Below are 19,170 nucleotides of genomic sequence, written 5' to 3' on the forward strand. Positions count from 1 at the left end.
AGGATGAAGGAAACTGGCGGAATGAAGATTGTTTTGCTTATGTGCTTAGGGATATTTGTTTGTATGCTTGATTCAACAATTATGAACATTACGCTTCCGGCAATTCAGAACAGCCTGCATACGACATTGGAAACGAGCTCATGGATGTTAAATGTATACACAATGACGATTGCTGTCTTAGCAATACCGATGGCAAGGTTTGCCGAGATGTTTGGCAGAAATAAATTTTATCTTGTCGGGCTGCTTATTTTCGGATTGGGGTCTGCCCTTTGCGGACTTGCGACGAGCGGGGACTTCTTAATTGCTGCAAGGTTCATTCAAAGCATTGGTGCCGCCATCTTAATTCCGTGTAGTATGGTGATTGGTATTGCTGCCATGCCTATTGAAAAAAGAATACTCCCACTAACATTACTAGGGGCAACACAGGGTTTAGCCACAGCAATGGGGCCGACGGTGGGGGGAATCATAACAGAAAAGTTAAGCTGGCATTGGGTATTTTATGTGAATGTTCCAATCTGTTTACTGGCCATTGTCATTGCCTTCTTTTTACTAACACTAAAGAAAGAAAGTCGTGTAAAATCAAAAATAGATTGGTTTGGATTACTCTTCTCTGTTTCAGCCATTTTCCCGTTAAATCTTGTGTTAATTAAGGGAAATACATGGGGCTGGAATAGTACTCAAGCGATTTTCTGTTATCTTGTTACTGCCGCGTCCATTCTGCTATTTATTTTTGCAGAGAAAAAATCAAAGGCTCCAATGGTAAATCTAAATCTCTTTAAAGACCGCTTGTTCACAGGGTCAGTTGTAATAGTGACAACAGGGTTTATCTTCCTCATTGGTGTAATGGTCCTACTACCTCAGTTCTTAACTAACTTCCAGCATAAGACGGAGCTTCAAGCCGCACTACTCGTCACGCCCGTATCTGCCGCCATCTTTGTTTTTTCCAACATCGCCGGTTTACTAACGAAAAAGATCGGATATACCATCCCAGTCATTCTTGGTTTTGGTATTATGGGATGCGCGTATTATTTGTTACACAATTTAACTATTCACAGCACTTCAAAAGAAATTGTCCTATTGTGCAGTTTGCTTGGCTTGGGATTTAGCTTTGTCATTTCCTCGGCCACGATTGCCAGTACATCCTCTTTCGAAGGAGAAATGCTGACAGCCTCTCAGGGTGTTTTCTCGATGCTGAGGCAATTAGGAGTAGTATTAGCCGTCGCTATTTTTGTGGCAGGGCTAACGAATAATATTGACACTAAAAAGCAGGATGTTGTTCATTTCGCAGCCCAACAGCTTGAAAAGCTCGACGTACCACAATCGGCAAAAGAGAAAATCTTGAGTGAAACAAAAAGATTTATTAATGGCGATGAGACTGCACGCAAAACCATTCCAACCTTAATGACAGCAGCGGAACGTCAACAAATCATCGACATCAACGTCCAAAAAGCACTTGCCACTATTCCGAAAGAACAAAGAACTTCAGCCAAGGAATTGGTTTACCAAAAGGTAGCAATGCAGGTGGATAAGGATATCGTCGAAAAAGGAAAGCTCGTAAAAAACTATTCGAATCAGGTATCCACTTTTGCGAAAGAAACAATTGCTTCTAGTTTTGCTGACCTTTATAAAACGAGCATTCCATTTGTATTACTTTGCTGCTTAACTGGATTCGTTTTTATCGAAAGAAAAAAGAAGTCAACTACTGCTTTTGTAACTACTCCTGCTGCTGAATAAAGAAGATAGACAAAGTTATATTAGAAGGGCGTGGACAAATGGAAGGATTAAAGGTAATTAACCTGGGAGTGCGTTTTCTTTTAGAAATTTTAGTTTTGGTCATTTTAGGGTATTGGGGTTTTCGTGTATCACAGGGAACCGTCATGAAAATAATAGTAGGGATAGGGTCCCCCTTACTTGTAGCGGTAATATGGGGAATGTTCGGAGCGCCAAAGGCGTCGTATCCGTTAAGTGGATTCTCTTTTCTTCTGTTTGAAATTGTTATTTTTGGATTGCCGGCAGTTGCCTTGTTTTTTATTGAAAAACAATCGCTCGCCTATAGTTATGGGGTGATTGTGGTTATAAATCTAGTTTTAATGAAGATTTGGCATCAATAATACAAAAAAACAGCCTCCATCTAAATGATGAAGGCTGTTTTTGTTATTTCCAAGCGAATTTCTAATCAACAGCATCTAGACACTTTTCCACCCTTTGCATTGTAACGAGCCTCCTGTGCCTCACAGAAAAATTCCTTCCGTGATTTTACCGGTTCCCCAGGATGGTGTGATTCCATATGCTGAACGTATACCTCATAGCTTGGAACTCCTACTAGCAGACTTATGAATTGCTTTCTATAGGCATTGATTTTTCTTAATTGATTAAGCATGGAATTTCATATCTCCTTCATTGTGAGGCACGTATGGTGACTCATGCAACGGTAGTTTATGGTTTGTTAACACTTTAAACCAAATCCGGAGTGCTGAAATTAAGACAACGATGACCACGAACATGAACAGAGCAGTCAGTGCGGCGTCCACATAGTCATTTATTAACACCTGCTTCATTTGGGCAGCCGTAGCAGCTGGAGCCATGATTTTTCCATCATCGTATGCCCCTTTGAAAATTTTCGCATGTGCTAAGAAGCCAATTTTCGGATTCTCATGGAAAAGCTTTTGCCAGCCGGCAGTTAAGGTAACAATTAATAGCCAGGTTGTTGGCAGCAAAGTCACCCATACATATGCTTTTTTGCCCATTTTATAAAGAATGGTTGTTCCTAGCAGAAGCGCAATTCCGGCAAGCATTTGGTTGGCAATCCCAAACAATGGCCAAAGTGTATTAATTCCGCCAAGCGGGTCTATCACGCCCTGATACAAGAAATAACCCCAGAAGAGCACGCATAAAGCAGTAGCGATGATGTTTGGAATTAGCGAATCTGTTTTTGCGAAAGGCTTATAAACCGTTCCAAGAAGATCTTGAATCATAAAACGTCCGACACGAGTGCCAGCGTCGATAGTTGTCAAAATGAACAGGGCTTCGAAAAGGATAGCAAAATGGTACCAGAATGCCATTAAGGCCTTTCCACCAATGACATTTGAAAATATTACCGCCATTCCTATGGCAAGGGTCGGCGCACCGCCGGTTCTTGATAAAATCGTTTGCTCGCCGACATGCTTAGCAATCAATGATAAATCCTCGGGAGTAACAGTAAAGCCCCAGCTCGAAACAGTAGTAGCAGCTTGAACAACATCTGTCCCGATCAAGGCTGCCGGGCTGTTAATCGCAAAATAAACACCAGGGTGCAATACGCAGGCAGCAATCATCGCCATAACCGCAACAAATGATTCTGTCAGCATCGCCCCATAGCCAATTGGCCGGGCATGGGATTCGCGTTCAATCATTTTAGGGGTGGTCCCTGATGAAACCAATGCATGGAATCCGGATACGGACCCACAGGCAATCGTGATAAATAAGAATGGGAAAAGGTTCCCGGCGAATACCGGTCCTGTTCCGTCAATAAACTTTGTAATACCCGGCATTTCAAGATTAGGAGCAACAATGATAATACCTAATGCAAGTCCAAGAATGGTTCCGACTTTTAAGAACGTACTTAAATAGTCCCGCGGTGCAAGTAAAAGCCAAACTGGTAAAACTGAGGCCACAAAACCATAGATAATCATCATGATGGCAATTGTTTCACCTTTAAAGGTAAACATTGCGGCTAATGTTGGATTTTCCGCTACCGTTTGTCCAAAAATTAACGAAAGAACCAACAAGACAATGCCGATTAAGGATGCTTCGCCAACCCGGCCAGGACGGATAAAGCGCATATAAATTCCCATAAAAATCGCAATCGGAATCGTTGCAGCAATGGTAAACATTCCCCATGGGCTGCCGATAAGTGCTTTCACAACTACAAGTGCTAAAACAGCTAATAAAATAATCATAATGCCTAAAATGCCAATCATTGAAATAATGCCTGTTACCTTGCCCATCTCATCCTTGATCATTTCACCAAGGGATTTTCCATTTCGCCGCATCGAACCAAAGAGAATAATAAAGTCCTGAACAGCGCCTGCTAACACAACACCAACTACAATCCAAAGTGTTCCAGGCAAATAGCCCATTTGCGCGGCAAGGATTGGACCAACCAATGGTCCGGCACCGGCAATAGCCGCAAAATGGTGCCCGAAAAGCACCCATTTGTTAGTCGGCACATAGTCTTTTCCATCATTATGTATCTCTGCAGGTGTCTTACGCTTGTCATCAAGCTGAAAAACTTTTTGTGCAATAAATTTGCTGTAAAAACGGTAGGCAATCGAATATACGCATACAGCTGCTGTTAACAGCCAAATGGCATTAATGCTTTCGCCTCTGTTTAAGGCCATCACTGCAAATCCTACTGCTCCTAAGGCGGTAATGACCCCCCATATAATAATTGATTTCAATGCCTTCAACAAGATTCTCCATCCTTTCCAATAATATACCAATAGATTATAATACAAAATTCTGAAGATTTAAATAATTACTTTAGCCTATTATTCAAAAAATTCTTTTCAGGATCCCTTGCTCAAGAATGCACCTTGTGCATTGCTTCAACCCCTGGTTTTGATTTACACTAAGAAGCAAATGCAGGAATAATGTGGTGAGATAAAATGGGAAAACAAGTTGAACAAACATACGATATCATGGAGGTCTGTCTGCTTGCGGGGAAAATTATGCTCCAGAGCGGCGCGGAGACCTATCGGGTGGAGGATACGATGATGCGGATTGCCTCCTCCTTTGGGATTGTAAAAACACATAGTTATGTAACTCCAACCGGGATTATTTTTTCAGCGGAAAGTTCAGAGCCGACAAAGACCAAGCTGATTCGAATTTCGGAACGCTCTACGGATTTAAAAAAGGTGGCTTTGGTTAATAGTATTTCGCGAAATATCAGCAGCGGTACGATTAATCGCGAACAGGCATTGGAGCAATTGAATGAGATTGATTCCATGGACCTTTCCTTTCCCCTAAGAACTCAAGTGACCGCCGCTACTTTAGCCAGCGGCTGTTTTATGATTATGTTTAAAGGAGGATGGAATGACTTTATTCCCGCGATGATTTCCGGGGGATTAGGGTATCTTAGCTTTGTCTGTTTCCACCGATTTATCCCAATCAAGTTTTTCTCAGAATTTTTGGCAGCCTTCGTCATTGGTTTGCTGTCGTTTATTTTTGTAAAAATGGGTGTTGGCCATCAATTAGATAAAATTGTCATTGGCTCGGTGATGACGTTGGTACCTGGACTTTTAGTAACGAATGCCATCAGAGATTTAATGGCTGGACATTTAGTTTCAGGGTTGTCAAAAGGAGCGGAGGCTTTCCTGACGGCTTTTGCTATTGGCGCGGGAATTGCTGTTGTCGTTTCATTTTCAGGATGGGTAGGTTAGAAATAGTGGCGATTCTTGCACAGTTAATCACAAGTTTTATTGCTACAGGGTCCTTTGGGATCGTTTTTAATGCACCGAAAGAAACCTTGGTAAAATGCGGGCTGATTGGCATGGGCGGCTGGCTAATTTATTATCTTCTTGAAGGATATACAAAAAACCCGGTGTTGGCCACATTGGCAGCCACTGTCTTTATCGCGGTCCTCAGTCAGGAGTTAGCAAAGTTTTATAAAACCCCTGTGATTATTTTTAGTGTAGCCGGCATTATTCCGTTAGTGCCGGGCGGCCTTGCTTATGATGCCATGAGGAATTTCGTTGAGAACGATTATAATACGGCGATTGGCCTAGCGGCAAAAGTGCTTATGATTGCTGGATCAATTGCCTTCGGGCTAGTCTTTTCGGAGGTAATCAATCAAGTGATTCGAAAGCTTACACCAAAAAAAAGCTGAGAAATTCCCTTTTAGCGATAAGGCTAAAGGGGTTTTTCTTTAGGCTGTGCAAAAGAACATTGTTGATTTTGAGCACAATATTGATTGGAGTGGAGGGCGCGAGACTCCTGCGGGAGCAACGGGACAGGTGAGACCCCGCAGGCGCTTTAGCGCCGAGGAGGCTCACCGCCCGCCCCGCGGAAAGGGAAGCGCCTGGAACGGAAATCAACATTCACTTTTAACACAGCCTTGCTTAAGGAAATTCTTAAGAAAAGACGAATAGAATGTATTTGGAAAAGTTTTTCCTTTATCCTTAATGTACTTTTTGGTATGGTTATATAGTAGTATATTACGATAGTCGTAGTTTTTAGGTAAATTATCTTATGAGGAATGGTATAATTTCTATGAAAAAATTGCTAATCTTCATCATTATTCTTGTCATTACATTTATTAGTACAAAGACGATATTTGCTGTGAAATCCAACCAATCGGCAATCGTCCGTTTGAAAGAGGCTGCTCAATTGAAAATGCGTGAAGTAAACATTTTGAAAAAGGAGGTTCCCAGTTTACCAGATAGTATCCTTCTGGATGTTCCGTTATTAAATCAAATGGATAAACCCAAACTCTACAACGGATGTGAAGTTACCAGCCTGGCGATGATTCTCAATTATCATGGGGTAAAAGTAACAAAAAATGAATTAGCTGAAAAAATAAAAACAGTTCCGTTAACTTATAGTAATGGCAAAAAGGGGAATCCAAATGCTGGCTTTGTCGGGGATATGGCACAGGGACCAGGGTTGGGTGTATACAATGGCCCAATATTGGAACTGGCCCAAAAATATGTCGGGGATAGAGCGGTCAATTTAACGAATCAACCGTTCGACGATTTAATAAATGAAGTGGGCCAAGGGCTTCCAGTGTGGATTATTACAACGTCCAGCTTCGCACCTGTCTCTGTTTTTCAAACATGGGATACACCACAGGGGAAAATTGATATTACATTTAGTGAACATAGTGTCGCAATTACCGGCTACGATGAAAACTATATTTACATAAACGATCCATATGGGGAGAAAAATAAGAAATTAAACAAGGACAGTTTTATCAAAGCCTGGGAGCAAATGGGCAAACAAGCAATTGTGATAAAAAAATAAAAAAGACCTGAAATGGGCGAAGGCAGAGGAATGATTTATCCCTCTGCCTTCTTCGCTTCTGATTCAATTTTTTAGAATCCATATCGTAACTTGTGAATGGTTGTATTGTTAATGTCCAGCTAAAGCGCCTGATCAAGGCACTTGCGCTTTTCTTTTTGCCATCGCAAGGTAAAAACTTATATATTGTAATTGTTATAAAAACAAGTTTGCCGCGGTTATTCTTCCACCTGATGGTTTTATACCTAAACGACGTAAGCCCTACCTCTCTTACATCCTAACGGCTCCGAAGCCGATCCAGTGTGAATAAGTTTTTATTTAAACATAAGCAGAATGCCAGAAAAAATTCTTACATTGCGTTATCTCATTAATTACAAGTTACTTATTTGTAAAGCACAAACACTAATATTACAGGATACTTGTTATATTGTCAACTTTTTTCCTCCATTTTGTAAAAAGCAGGATTTTTTTACATGTATCTCTAATTATCTTGTATAAAACAAAAAAGGTGGAACTGTATATGAACCCATTTGCATTTGCTTGTATAATGCCGCATGGAGGAGAAATTATTCCAGAGCTACAAGGTGTATACCCCGAAAGAATGTCCGTGACAAGGGGGAGTATGGAAAAGTTAACGACTCTGATGTCTGAGGCGAATCCGGATTGTATCATCATTCTTACTCCACATGGAACAAGAATCCACGGTCAATTTGCAATCACGGATTCAGAAAGAATGGCTGGGACCGTTGAAGAAAATCAGTCGACGTATACTATTGAAAGACGAGTAGACAGGGAACTAGCTAGGTTGATTAACAAATGTGCACAGGAGAAGGGAGTTCCATCCGCCACGATTAATTTTGGAACTGCGGCTGGTCCAATCTCTTGCCTGCCGCTCGATTGGGGCGTAATTGTACCGCTAAGGTTTATGCCGGATGTGCCGATTGTTGTTATAAACCCGACAAGAGAACTTTCTTTTGGCCAGCATTTAGAATTTGGGAAAGCACTCCGAAAAGCTGTCCAACAATCACAAAAACGTGTGGGTCTTATTGCCAGCTGTGATTGGGCCCATGCCCATGACAAGGCTGGTCCATACGGCTTCGACCCGGCGGCAAAGCCTTTCGATGAACAAGTAGTAGAGTTAATTAAAACCAATCAATTAGAGAAAATGGCGGAATTCGAAGAAGGTTTTATTGAGGCAGCAAAGCCGGATGGAATCTGGCAGACGTTAATTCTTGCCGGGGCGATCCCTGCTGAAGAACGTCATGTCGAGTTTCTATCCTATGAAGCGCCAACCTACTTTGGATTAATTTGTGCGGCCTTTTATTCCCCAAAAAAATAGATTTATTTTACAAAATGAAGGTCAGTACGATGACCTTCTAATTTTTTGTGAAAATAATGTAAATTTTATGAAAGTTTTTTTGAGTTAAAGGAAATAGGGGACTTTTGTCGTATTGTTTATCTATCTAGTAGGTTGTTCTTGGGGGAATTGCAATGTTGGCAGAAAAACTTCTTTTGAATGTATTAATTACATTAGCACCAGTCCTGCTTTATAGCATTTTTAAGGATGATAAGCAAAAAGTTATTTCCCGCTTGATGTGCGGCCTAACCCAAAGTGCTGCCGCAGTTTCGTGTATGCTTTTTTCCTATTCAAACTACGGTTTCAATTGGGACCTGCGTTATGTTCCTCTTATTATCTCAATCCTTTATGCGGGTCCGGCAGTTGGCGGAATCGTTTTCGGCACGATGTTTGGAGCGCGTGTCATCATTGGCGGTGACACAGTAGTTTTTGGATTAGTGAATATTTTTTTAATCGCGCTTGTCTCCTTCCTATTGAGGAGGAAATTTTGGAATGCTGCCGCAAAAAAAAGAGTTCTTATTGCAACGGTTATTGGCGGCTGGTCGCTAATCCTTTGCTACATGTCTTTTATCACTTACCGTTATTTTAACGGCAATTTTTTTAAATTAGATTTTTATATTCCTGACGTCCTCCTTGTTGGTCTGATTGAAACGCTGGCTATTGTTTTAGGAGCTAAGCTGTATGAAGGAATAATCGATAAGAAAAGGATGAAAGAAGAGATTCAGCGGGCAGAAAAGCTGAATACACTGGGAGAGCTCGCCGCTTCGATTGCCCATGAGGTCCGCAATCCATTGACAGTAGTGAAGGGGTTTCTTCAGTTGATGCAGCAACAGGAGGAAGGAAAGAATTACGAATACCTTTCCCTTGTTTTAAGTGAATTAGGTCGTGCGGAATCGATTATTAGTGACTATTTGAATTTTGCCAAACCTAAATTTGAAAAAATAGAAACATTTCAATTAAAAGAAGTGCTCTCAGAAGTAGCCATGCTATTGAAGCCACTTGCAGTAAAGCAGGGGGTAGAGCTTAAAAGTGAATTGGACGCATCTGATTTTTCGCTAGTTACCGATCGGAATCAGTTGAAACAAGCCTTAGTTAACTTAATAAAAAATGGAATTGAAGCGACTCCAGATGGCGGGATAGTAACCATTCATTCAAAGATTGACAATAATCAGGCGGCTATTCAAATCTCTGATACAGGCAAGGGGATGACACAGGAACAATTATCGCGGATCGGTACCTTGTTTTATACGACTAAAGATAAAGGAACAGGGCTTGGTACATCTGTTTCCTTAAGAATTATCGAAACCATGAAGGGGAAGGTGTCATACCAGAGTGAACTTGGATTAGGTACAGAAGTTACGATGGTCCTGCCGGTAAGTAAAAAAGAAGAATTATTGATAAGTTAAGCTAACCATTTTGATAAGTGGTTAGCTTTTTTTGGGTTTTTTATCGAATTATGTCGAAAATCACATTTTTTTCGTTTTTTTTGTCATTATTTATGAGAAAAGATGATAAGATAGTAGGAGAAAATACTATTTAATATTTTCAGAAAACTTATCGTGAAAACTTGGCCAAGGGAGCTACTAACATGAAAGAAAGCAATAATAGTCCTAAATTGATATATGAAGAGAAAAAGGCGATTAAACTATTTTTGTGGTTGTTTTATATCTTTTTTATTACCTACGATATATTTTGGTATGCTATTTTACCAAGATATACAGGGTATGGGGGTTCGAAATTTCCAGACGGTGGACTGGGATTATGGCTTTATTTATTGATTTTAGGCTTTCTGCCTGTATCTATTTATTTTATTAAAAAGGGTAATCCGTACGTAGTTAAATATTTTTATCTTTTAGGCTATGTTATCCTTGATGTAATAGATACTTTTATAAAGTATTTTGGAACTAAGGATGTTTTTGCTTCAGGAAATGCAGTTGAACTTTTATTTGTGTTTTTTTCTCCCATATTTGTAAATAAAAAGTATTTCTGGACTGTTGCATGTGGAATTATTGGGAAGTATATTCTTTTAGGCGTCGCACTCAAAAATGGAGGTGTTTTACCACCTATAGTTATAACAATTATAATATCTGCGATTGCATCCATTATACTTATCCGATTTTATTCGTATATAAATTCCTTAACTTCGGCCCATGAAGATCTCCGCCAAAAAGAAAAGCTAGCTGTTATCGGTCAAATGGCTGCTGCGATTGGCCATGAAATTCGTAATCCCTTGTCATCATTAAAGGGATTTACCCAGCTGCAGCAAGAACGGGATCCAAATAGTAACGAGTATTATCCAATTATGATTCAGGAAATTGATCGGATAAATTCCATCGTTGACGATTTGATGTACCTTGGGAAACCGAAGGAAATCAAATTTGAAAAGGATAGTATTGAAGAAATTATTGCTTATACGTTGTCGATTACGCAGCAACAGGCTGAAAGACAAGGGGTAACGGTGGTAACGTTAATAGCCGGACCGCTGCCGCCTATCGATTGTGATGAGAAACAACTAAAGCAAGTGTTTATTAATTTAATCAAGAATGCGATTGAATCCATGGCTAATGGTGGTGAGATAAAGGTTCATGTTAAGGTTCACGAGCAGAAAAAAATGCTCATCTCTATCCAAGATGAAGGGTGCGGAATTGAGGATGAAGACATACTTAATCTAGGAGAACCTTTTTACACAACGAAAAAAGATGGTACTGGATTAGGTCTATTGGTGACGAATCAAATTATTCAAGATCACCATGGTAAGATGAAAATAGAAAGCACTCTTGGCAAAGGAACGAAGGTTAATGTAACTTTACCTATAAAACAGGGTAATTATTGAAATAAATAGTTCTATATTTATACAAAATTCTTCAAAATAATATCTATCATGGGTACAATGGATGATATATAATGGAGAAGAATATGGAATTTTAATAGATTTTGTAAGCGATAACTGATATGCTTATTACGAAATATTCAAAATTACGTTAATATTACTAAAACCTTATTTTCCAACACAATCTAGACATAAGGCAATTGTAATGATGTACTTGGAGGATTATATGATACCACACGAAGAACAACGAACCGTCAAATGGTTTCTATTATTTTTCTATATTATATTGATAGGTTATGATTTTTTTTATTATTACCTTTTTCCTGTTTTTATTGCTCATAAGAAGATTGGCTCACCAAGCAACTTTTTATATCTCACATATATTGTAATAACGCTATTAATTCCAGTAGCATTCTATCTAAATAAGATAAATAAGCAATTCTTAATAAAATATATCTTTTTTACAAGCTATTTAATTATCACTTTTATTGTTGATATATTATCTTACTATGGTAGAGGGGATTCTTACATTACTGGGAATATTATAGAGGTGTATTTAGTCTTATCGTTACCGCTTTTCATTAATACAAGATATTTTTGGTTAGTGAGTATTGGTATTACTTCCAAGTATATGTTAATTGGAATTGTTTTAAATTCTTCCAATGTGATTGTTCCCATTATATTAATTGTCGTTTTATCTGTTTTGGCGTTTTTCTTATTAGTAAGGTTCCAAGGTTATGTTCGAGCAATAAGCATTTCATATGATAGACAATTAGAAGGAATAGTCAAAGGAGTTATTGCAACCCTTGAACTAAAGGATCCCTACACAAGGGGTCATAGTGAACGAGTTGCCAGCTATGCTTTGTTATTAGCACAAGAAATAGGGAAGTTTTCTAAAGGGGAACAAAAATCCTTTTATTATTCATGTTTATTGCATGATATTGGTAAGGTTCATATTCCTGATTCAATCCTTATGAAACCAGGGAAGCTGACAAAAGAAGAATTTGAAATTATTAAATCCCATCCTGGAGTCGGAGCTGAGGCTGTAAAGAATGTCGAGGGAATTAAGGATTGTATTTGCGTTATTCGTTCGCATCACGAGCGCTGGGATGGAAAAGGCTATCCTGATCAATTAAGAGGAGAAGAAATCCCCTTGCTGGCGAGAGTGGCTTCTGTTGCGGATGCGTTTGATGCGATGACATCTTCACGGTCCTATCGTGCAGCCATGCCAGTTGAAGAAGCTTATAAACGTATTATTGATGGTAAGGGTTCCCAATTTGATCCGAATTTAGTGGAAGTATTTATAAAAGTTTTCCCTGAATGGGTCAAATTTCATGAAAAATATCAATTGACAAAACAATGGGAATTCCCAAAGGAGGTGGAGTTATGAAAATCCGTAAGCTCAAGAAAGTAAAAACAACTTGCTGGTGGTGCCCATTTCTTCCAGGATATAAACCGTGAGTATGTAGGATGCTAGCTTAGGCTAGCATCCTTCTTTAATGTCAAATAATGTGTAAAAAGGGAGTTAAAATGAGCCTTACACTCGATTCACGTTTATTATTGGTTCCTATCGAGATTCGCAAGGACAAAAAACATTACATCGTTGAAGATAAAACTTCCGGTGAGTTCTTCGAGATGCCTGAGGTTTGTATCGATGCCATCCATTTCATTAACAATGGCGAAACATTAGGGGAAATCGAACAGCAATTGAAAGAGAAGTATCCTTTGGAAGAAGTTTGCTTGATTGAGTTTGCCGAACAGCTCCTAGAGATGCACCTTTTAGCTGAAATTGATGGTGTCAAAGTTGAGGTTAATAAAGTAAAAAAGGAAACTTTAGGCTTTTTGTGGCTTTCACCACAAATCGGAAAATTCTTTTTTAATAAGTTCTCCCTTTTTCTGTATGGGGCGTTAATCATCGGAAATGCCTTCCTTTTCATTGCAAAACCGTCATTATTTCCACACTATAAGGACCTGTTTATCTTTGATTTAATGGTTTTCAATATCCCGGCTTGGATGCTCTTGACCTTTATACTTGTCCTAATCCATGAATTTGGCCACATTTTAGCGATGAGAGCGCAAAATCTGCCAACGAAATTAGAAGTCGGTCATCGTTTATTTCTTGTCGTCCTTGAAACTGATATGTCATCGGTATGGAAACTGCCATCAGGGAATCGCAATGTTTTATTTTTAGCGGGGCTTTGTTTTGATACAGTGATCTTATCTCTTGCCTTAGTTAGTCAGCTAATCTTCGCAAACGGGTCAGGGATTTTCATGAGTATCTTGCATGTGGTAGTCTTAGATACATTTATTCGCATGGTGTACCAATGCTGTGTTTATATGAAGACTGATTTATATTACGTGTTTGAAAATATGTCCGGCTGTTATAACTTGATGGAAAATGCCCAGCAAGCGATCAGAAAAAAACTTCCATTTCTAAATTCTAAAGTAACAGAAGAAGTTGTTTTCGCTGGTGAAAGAAATACTGTCTTCGTCTATTCGATTTTCTATTTCTTCGGTGTATTTGTGACGGTTGGAACATTTGTCTTTTATTATATCCCGCAACTTTTGTATGCCTGGAAAAAGGTCCTGCCAGGATTTTCGGCCGGGCCGGCCTCACTTCCATTCTGGGATGCTATGCTTTTCACCTTGCAAATATTAATTGGATTTGGGCTTCTCTTTTACGCTTGGCGGAAAAAATACCGCCAGACATAGATTTTATGCGTTTGTGTCAGAACTTTGTCTAAAAATGAATATCTCAGGGTTTTCCCCCCCCGATGATAGGGGAGTTCCCCTATATAGATAGCACTTCTGTTTTTCTTACAATAAGGGTAAGAAAACGGAAGTGTTATTTTTTAAAAGGAGGAGCTTGAAATGCAGGCGAATACTTCAATATCTAAAAAACCGGGAAGCTCGGTCAATGATGCCTTTGCATCCCATTTTGCGAAATCAATGTTTCTAACGATTGCCGGTCTATTGATCTTAACTTTTATTGGTACAAGAATGTTCACACATGTCGATTTAAATCTTTATGGATATATGGTTGGAACCATCGTGTTTATCGGCGGATTCTTCTACCGCTTTATTGCTTGGGGTGAAAGGCCGCCAACCAAACTTTTTATTAAAAAAGGCTTAAAGCTGCTGTTTAGAAAAAGCACACCGAAAACGGCTGTGAATCATTTAGCAATTTACGATTTCATCCGCAATCGCGGTGTTTATCGCTGGGTTCAGCATATCTTAATCGGCTGGGGCTGCGTCCTTGCTTGCCTAGTTACCTTCCCTCTCGTGTTTAGCTGGATGTATTTTACGATGGAAGACAATGGCTACTATACAATTGTACTATTTGGAATGAATGTCATGAATGTAAAAGCAGATGGGATCATCGCTTGGTTATCCTATAATGCCTTAAATATTGCAGCAATCATGGTTACCGCAGGCGTATGTATGGCCCTCTACCGCCGCTTGAAAAATATGCAGGCAAGAGCAGAGCAAAAGTTTATGTACGATTTCTTACCACTTTACCTATTGCTCTTCATTTCGATTACCGGACTATTACTGACGTTTCAAAATGTAGTTTTACATGGCTGGATGCAGCCGCAAATGTCACTAATCCACCAATTCTCAGTGATTGTAACGTTAATCTATCTGCCATTTGGAAAGCTAGCCCATATTCCTTTCCGGCCACTGAGCGTATTTGCAAGAAACTACCGTGAACATTATAGCGAACAACATATGAAAGAGTGTAAAGTATGTGGCGATCAATTTGTTTCTGTTGAACACTCAAACGATGTCATTCAAGTGTTAGACGTAAATGAAATTGATTTCAATATGAATGACGGCTTTAATCTTGCTGAACTATGCCTGCCATGTCGCAGGAAATATCGAATTGCGAAATTCTCAGGTTTCGCAACGCATCAAGTGAAGGTCAAGGAGGCAAATCAGAATGCAAATGGATAATTTTAGAAATGAAAGAGATCAATATTTTAAAGAAATCGATAACTTAAACCATCCAAATGAAACATTAGTCAAGACACATTGCAGCTATTGCGCGATGCAGTGTGGGATGAACTTAAGGGTAAATACAAAAACAAACAAGATTGTTGGGGTTGAGCCTCGATATGATTGGCCGGTAACTTTAGGAAAGATGTGCCCGAAAGGAGTTACGGCTTACCAGCAAGTAAACAATAAAGATCGTTTATTAAAACCATTAATTCGTGATGATCAATCATTAAAAGGGACGAAAAATGGCTTCCGTGAAGCAAGCTGGGATGAGGCATATGATCTAATTGTGAAAAAATTCACCGAACTGCAAGAGAATTATGGAAAAGATTCACTCTCTGTGTATAGCGGTGTTTCCATGACAAATGAAAAGTGTTATTTAACAGGTAAATTTGCTCGTGTCGGACTTCAAACGCGCTATATTGATTATAATGGCCGATTCTGTATGGCTAGTGCAGCTGGTGGTTTAAATCGCTCATTAGGTATTGATAGAGGTTCAACAATTCCATGGACGGATGTACAGGATACCGATTGTATATTTCTTGCCGGCAGTAATACCGCCGAATGTCATCCGACGATGATGTTCCGGGTTTGGGCAATTCAAGAACGGGGCGGCTATGTCATTGTTGCAGATCCACGAGAAACACCAGTTGCTAGAAGAGCAGATCTTCATCTTGATTTAAGACCTGGTACAGACCTTGCACTAGCCAATGGGATTGTCAACCTATTAATCCATAATGGCCATATTGACGAAGAATTTATCAAAAATCATACAAATGGCTTTGAAGACACAAAAGAACTTGTTAAACAATTCACACCGGAATATACAAGCGCGATAACAGGTGTGGCACCAGAGAAAATTATCCGCGCGGCAGAAATTTACGGTAAAGCTCCAAATGCGATTGTCATGTTTGCCAGAGGGATTGAGCAACAAATTAAAGGGGTAGATAACGTTTCTGGCTATACGAATATGGCCCTTGTAACCGGGAAAATTGGTCGTGCCAAATCAGGTGTTGCAACCATAACAGGACAAGGAAATGGCCAAGGTGGACGTGAACATGGGCAAAAAGCCGATGCACTGCCTGGCTATCGAAAAATTGCCAACCCTGATCACGTAAAATATGTTTCAAAGGTGTGGGGTATTGAACCGGAAGAAATGCCAAAAGAGGGTGTATCCGCATTTGAAATGTTTGGCTTGATGGAACAGAAGACCATTCGTGCGTTATATCTATTATGTTCAAATCCTGCCGTTTCTGCACCAGATCAAAATTATGTGCGGGAGCAGTTGAAAAACCTAGACTTTATGGTATGTGTTGATTTTTATCTTTCAGAATCTGCTGAATTTGCTGATGTCGTACTGCCTACAACAACTTGGGCAGAGGATGAAGGGACAACTACAAATGTTGAAGGACGGATTATCAAGATTAATCAAGCACAAATGCCTCTGGGCGAATCAAAGCCAGACTGGAAGATTCAAGTAGAACTTACCGAGCGAATGGGCCGTGGTAAATATTTTTCTCACTTAAAAACCTCTGAAGACATATTTAATGAACTTCGTGTCGCTTCTAAAGGTGGAACGGCTGATTACTATGGCGTTACATGGGAAAAGATTGACAAGCAAGACGGCGTGTTCTGGCCATGTAAAGATGAAAATGATCCTGGAACACCACGTTTATTTTTAGATAAAAAGTTTAATCATCCAGATGGAAGAGCTAAAATTTTTGCATTACCTTACAGACCTTCCGCAGAAGAACCGGATGAAGAATACCCATTGCGATTAACAACAGGACGTGTTGTCTACCATTATTTATCAGGGAATCAGACGAGGAGAATTCAATTCCTTCGTGATATGTGTCCTGAACCATTTGTAGAAGTACATCCAGAAACAGCGGCAAAATACAATATTGATCACGAAGAACTTGTCCGTCTCTATACACGTAGAGGCGAAACAACCTACAAAGTGAAAATTACAGAGGCCATTCGGAAGGATACCGTGTTTGTTCCGTATCACTGGGGCCATGAAAAATCTATTAATCTATTAACAATTGGTGCCCTTGATCCAATATCACGGATGCCGGAGTTCAAAGCGTGTGCCGCACAAATCGAAAAACTTGAAATGAAGAAGGTGCAGTAAATGAAAAAGAGGCTATATTTAGAACTTGAAAACTGTATAGGGTGCCGCTCTTGTTTAGCGGCTTGTACACAGTGCGGAGGGCATGAGGAACGGAACCGTAACTATGTTTACGACGTGAACCCGCTTGTTAACCGTCAAACAATGCCTCTTATGTGCCTTCACTGTGTGAATCCGGCATGTGCGAGAAGCTGTCCGGCTCAGGCAATCCAAATACACGAAACTGGAGCCGTACTTTCAGCTCTTGTAGAAAAATGTATTGGCTGCCAAAACTGTACGATTGCCTGCCCGTATGGTATACCAAAGTTTGATACAGAACAAAATCTCATGTATAAGTGTGATTTATGTATCGACCGGTCAAAGGATGGCATTCCGCCGATGTGTGCTAGTGTATGTCCAACAAACACATTACAATGGTTAACCGATGAAGAAATTGAAGCGAAACAAAAACAATTTAATTTAGATAATGGTAAATGGGTCACAAGCATGCCTTACTTAGAAGGCGAAACAAACGTAAAAGTGAATCTCCCTGGTATCCTGCAGGGCGTCACTAAATTGTTTTAGGAGGGATTAACATGAGCGATAAAAATAGTAAAATCCCGTTCAATGAAGATAACTATACACATAACATCAACCGCAATAATGAAAGAAAGCTTGACCGCCGCGGGTTTATGAAAACATTGGTGGGGGCAGCAGGGGTGTTCGCTGTTTCCTCACTCCCATGGGGTGTATTAGCAGCAAAAGAATTAAATGGACTTGGCGACAAAAAATATCCGAAACACAAAATTACCGATGTTAACTCATTGCCGATTGGTGATGCTGTTGACTTTGCCTTCCCAGGAGAGCATGACAGCGCGATATTAATCCGGCTTTCGGAGAATAAATACGTTGCCTACCAAAATGCCTGTACCCATCTGCGCTGCCCGGTTTTTTGGAAAAAGGATGAAGGGGAAATGATTTGCCCTTGTCATCACGGCAAATTTGATGTCAATTCCGGCGAACCGACTGCGGGGCCGCCAAGACGTCCGCTTCCGGAAATCCATGTGAAAGTAGAAAACGGTGCTGTATATGCCGTGGGGGTGAAACGTTATGAAGCGTAGTTACCTGCCTGTCGCCCTACTTCTTGCCGTGTTAATGTTAAATATAATTTTCACGCAATATATGGTTCATCAATATTTTTATGAAAACTATACCAATACCATTATTGCAGCTGTCATTAACGTGATTTTATTTCCAGTCGCATTCCTTATCTATAAAAAAGGTGTGAATGTCCATGACTAGTGAGACATATATTGATTTATGTTTTGTCCGCCCTGAATCAGGCGGTTTCACAGCGGAAATCGATGAATTGTTAAAAAGTACTTTTGCCAAAAAACGCTTGAACTGGTTTCTTGAAGAGAAATTACTAGATGGTGCTGAAATGGTTGTTGCAGAAGTTAAGGGAATGAGCGATTGGGGTTCTGAAGAAGAAACGATTCAATTTCTTGAAGAGCATGCAGGCGAGAAGTTTTGGGAGTATCTCCAAGGATATAAGATGTTCATCTATCCTGTATTGAAAGGATGTAACAGCTGTGGAACCCATTAAATTAGAAGATGTAAAGCGTTTTGTTGGTGTGCCGGTGGAAATTATCATTCATGATGAAGATGGTGGCGACCAGGCGCCAGCAGTAAAGAAAACAGTGAAAAAAGTCCAGCTTTGTCCCGACAACACCCATATTCGTTTCTATTTTGATGATTTTTATTTTCTTGCCGTTCCGCTTTACAGTCGCGTAAGTGAATCAGATGAACATTGGTCAGCTTTCGACCCAGAAAGCGGCTTAACCTATACAGTAAAAAAAGTTCAGGTCTTTTAATTAAGAG

General features: G+C 39.8%; 19 protein-coding genes. 17 read left to right on the plus strand and 2 right to left on the minus strand.

Translation table 11 applies throughout. The features are described from left to right. Nucleotides 1–3 precede the first annotated feature (3 nt). Both ACIQCO_RS16475 and ACIQCO_RS16480 read left to right on the plus strand, forming a co-directional pair. Complete coding sequence (locus tag ACIQCO_RS16475; protein ID WP_400430413.1) at nt 4–1,734, plus strand: MFS transporter; 1,731 nt, start codon at nt 4–6, stop codon at nt 1,732–1,734. Between the two features lie 38 nt (nt 1,735–1,772). After that, nucleotides 1,773–2,111, plus strand: coding sequence for a YrdB family protein (locus tag ACIQCO_RS16480; RefSeq protein WP_400430414.1), 339 nt, complete (start codon nt 1,773–1,775; stop codon nt 2,109–2,111). Between the two features lie 65 nt (nt 2,112–2,176). On the opposite strand, the gene ACIQCO_RS16485 is transcribed toward ACIQCO_RS16480, so the two are convergent. Together ACIQCO_RS16485 and ACIQCO_RS16490 are read right to left on the minus strand one after the other, a co-directional pair. Continuing rightward, nucleotides 2,177–2,380: a YbdD/YjiX family protein gene (locus ACIQCO_RS16485; protein ID WP_400430415.1), complete on the minus strand. Its 204-nt coding sequence runs from the start codon at nt 2,378–2,380 to the stop codon at nt 2,177–2,179. Then, nucleotides 2,373–4,448: a carbon starvation CstA family protein gene (locus ACIQCO_RS16490; protein ID WP_400430417.1), complete on the minus strand. Its 2,076-nt coding sequence runs from the start codon at nt 4,446–4,448 to the stop codon at nt 2,373–2,375. The genes ACIQCO_RS16485 and ACIQCO_RS16490 overlap by 8 nt, the downstream gene beginning before the upstream one ends. Nucleotides 4,449–4,646: 198 nt before the next feature. Between ACIQCO_RS16490 and ACIQCO_RS16495 the strand changes: the two genes are divergently transcribed. From ACIQCO_RS16495 to ACIQCO_RS16565, 15 genes are all read left to right on the plus strand, one after another. Then, nucleotides 4,647–5,420 (plus strand): threonine/serine exporter family protein, encoded by a 774-nt coding sequence (locus tag ACIQCO_RS16495; protein WP_400430418.1) that lies wholly within the window; start codon nt 4,647–4,649, stop codon nt 5,418–5,420. Beyond that, nucleotides 5,408–5,866: a threonine/serine exporter family protein gene (locus tag ACIQCO_RS16500; protein ID WP_400430419.1), complete on the plus strand. Its 459-nt coding sequence runs from the start codon at nt 5,408–5,410 to the stop codon at nt 5,864–5,866. The genes ACIQCO_RS16495 and ACIQCO_RS16500 overlap by 13 nt, the downstream gene beginning before the upstream one ends. A gap of 383 nt (nt 5,867–6,249) precedes the next feature. Next, nucleotides 6,250–6,999, plus strand: coding sequence for a C39 family peptidase (locus ACIQCO_RS16505; RefSeq protein ID WP_400430421.1), 750 nt, complete (start codon nt 6,250–6,252; stop codon nt 6,997–6,999). A 517-nt stretch (nt 7,000–7,516) separates the two neighbouring features. Next, nucleotides 7,517–8,335, plus strand: coding sequence for a DODA-type extradiol aromatic ring-opening family dioxygenase (locus ACIQCO_RS16510; RefSeq protein ID WP_400430423.1), 819 nt, complete (start codon nt 7,517–7,519; stop codon nt 8,333–8,335). Nucleotides 8,336–8,487: 152 nt separating this feature from the next. Then, nucleotides 8,488–9,759, plus strand: a complete 1,272-nt coding sequence (locus tag ACIQCO_RS16515; protein ID WP_400430425.1) for an ATP-binding protein — start codon at nt 8,488–8,490, stop codon at nt 9,757–9,759. A 182-nt stretch (nt 9,760–9,941) separates the two neighbouring features. Further along, nucleotides 9,942–11,186, plus strand: coding sequence for an ATP-binding protein (locus ACIQCO_RS16520; protein WP_400430426.1), 1,245 nt, complete (start codon nt 9,942–9,944; stop codon nt 11,184–11,186). Nucleotides 11,187–11,391: 205 nt separating this feature from the next. Then, nucleotides 11,392–12,573 carry an HD-GYP domain-containing protein gene (locus tag ACIQCO_RS16525; protein WP_400430428.1) on the plus strand — a complete coding sequence of 394 codons (1,182 nt, stop codon included), beginning with the start codon at nt 11,392–11,394 and terminating at the stop codon, nt 12,571–12,573. Between the two features lie 140 nt (nt 12,574–12,713). After that, the gene (locus ACIQCO_RS16530; RefSeq protein WP_400430430.1) at nt 12,714–13,895 is read left to right on the plus strand and encodes a hypothetical protein; all 1,182 of its coding nucleotides are present in this window, start codon (nt 12,714–12,716) and stop codon (nt 13,893–13,895) included. Between the two features lie 159 nt (nt 13,896–14,054). Further along, nucleotides 14,055–15,137: a hypothetical protein gene (locus ACIQCO_RS16535; RefSeq protein ID WP_400430432.1), complete on the plus strand. Its 1,083-nt coding sequence runs from the start codon at nt 14,055–14,057 to the stop codon at nt 15,135–15,137. After that, complete coding sequence (locus tag ACIQCO_RS16540) at nt 15,124–17,313, plus strand: molybdopterin oxidoreductase family protein (protein WP_400430433.1); 2,190 nt, start codon at nt 15,124–15,126, stop codon at nt 17,311–17,313. The genes ACIQCO_RS16535 and ACIQCO_RS16540 overlap by 14 nt, the downstream gene beginning before the upstream one ends. Next, complete coding sequence (locus ACIQCO_RS16545; protein WP_024026506.1) at nt 17,314–17,874, plus strand: 4Fe-4S dicluster domain-containing protein; 561 nt, start codon at nt 17,314–17,316, stop codon at nt 17,872–17,874. Nucleotides 17,875–17,885: 11 nt separating this feature from the next. Further along, nucleotides 17,886–18,410, plus strand: coding sequence for a Rieske (2Fe-2S) protein (locus tag ACIQCO_RS16550; protein ID WP_400430435.1), 525 nt, complete (start codon nt 17,886–17,888; stop codon nt 18,408–18,410). Then, nucleotides 18,400–18,591, plus strand: coding sequence for a hypothetical protein (locus ACIQCO_RS16555; RefSeq protein WP_066083550.1), 192 nt, complete (start codon nt 18,400–18,402; stop codon nt 18,589–18,591). Before ACIQCO_RS16550 ends, ACIQCO_RS16555 begins: the two co-directional genes overlap by 11 nt. After that, a complete protein-coding gene (locus tag ACIQCO_RS16560; protein ID WP_400430437.1) occupies nt 18,584–18,895 on the plus strand; it encodes a hypothetical protein in 312 nt (103 codons plus the stop codon). The genes ACIQCO_RS16555 and ACIQCO_RS16560 overlap by 8 nt, the downstream gene beginning before the upstream one ends. Beyond that, the gene (locus ACIQCO_RS16565) at nt 18,882–19,163 is read left to right on the plus strand and encodes a hypothetical protein (protein ID WP_400430438.1); all 282 of its coding nucleotides are present in this window, start codon (nt 18,882–18,884) and stop codon (nt 19,161–19,163) included. Before ACIQCO_RS16560 ends, ACIQCO_RS16565 begins: the two co-directional genes overlap by 14 nt. The last annotated feature ends 7 nt before the right edge of the window (nt 19,164–19,170 follow it).

It is taken from the genome of Neobacillus sp. NPDC093127 (genome assembly GCF_044754175.1).
GTDB lineage: Bacteria > Bacillota > Bacilli > Bacillales > Cytobacillaceae > Neobacillus.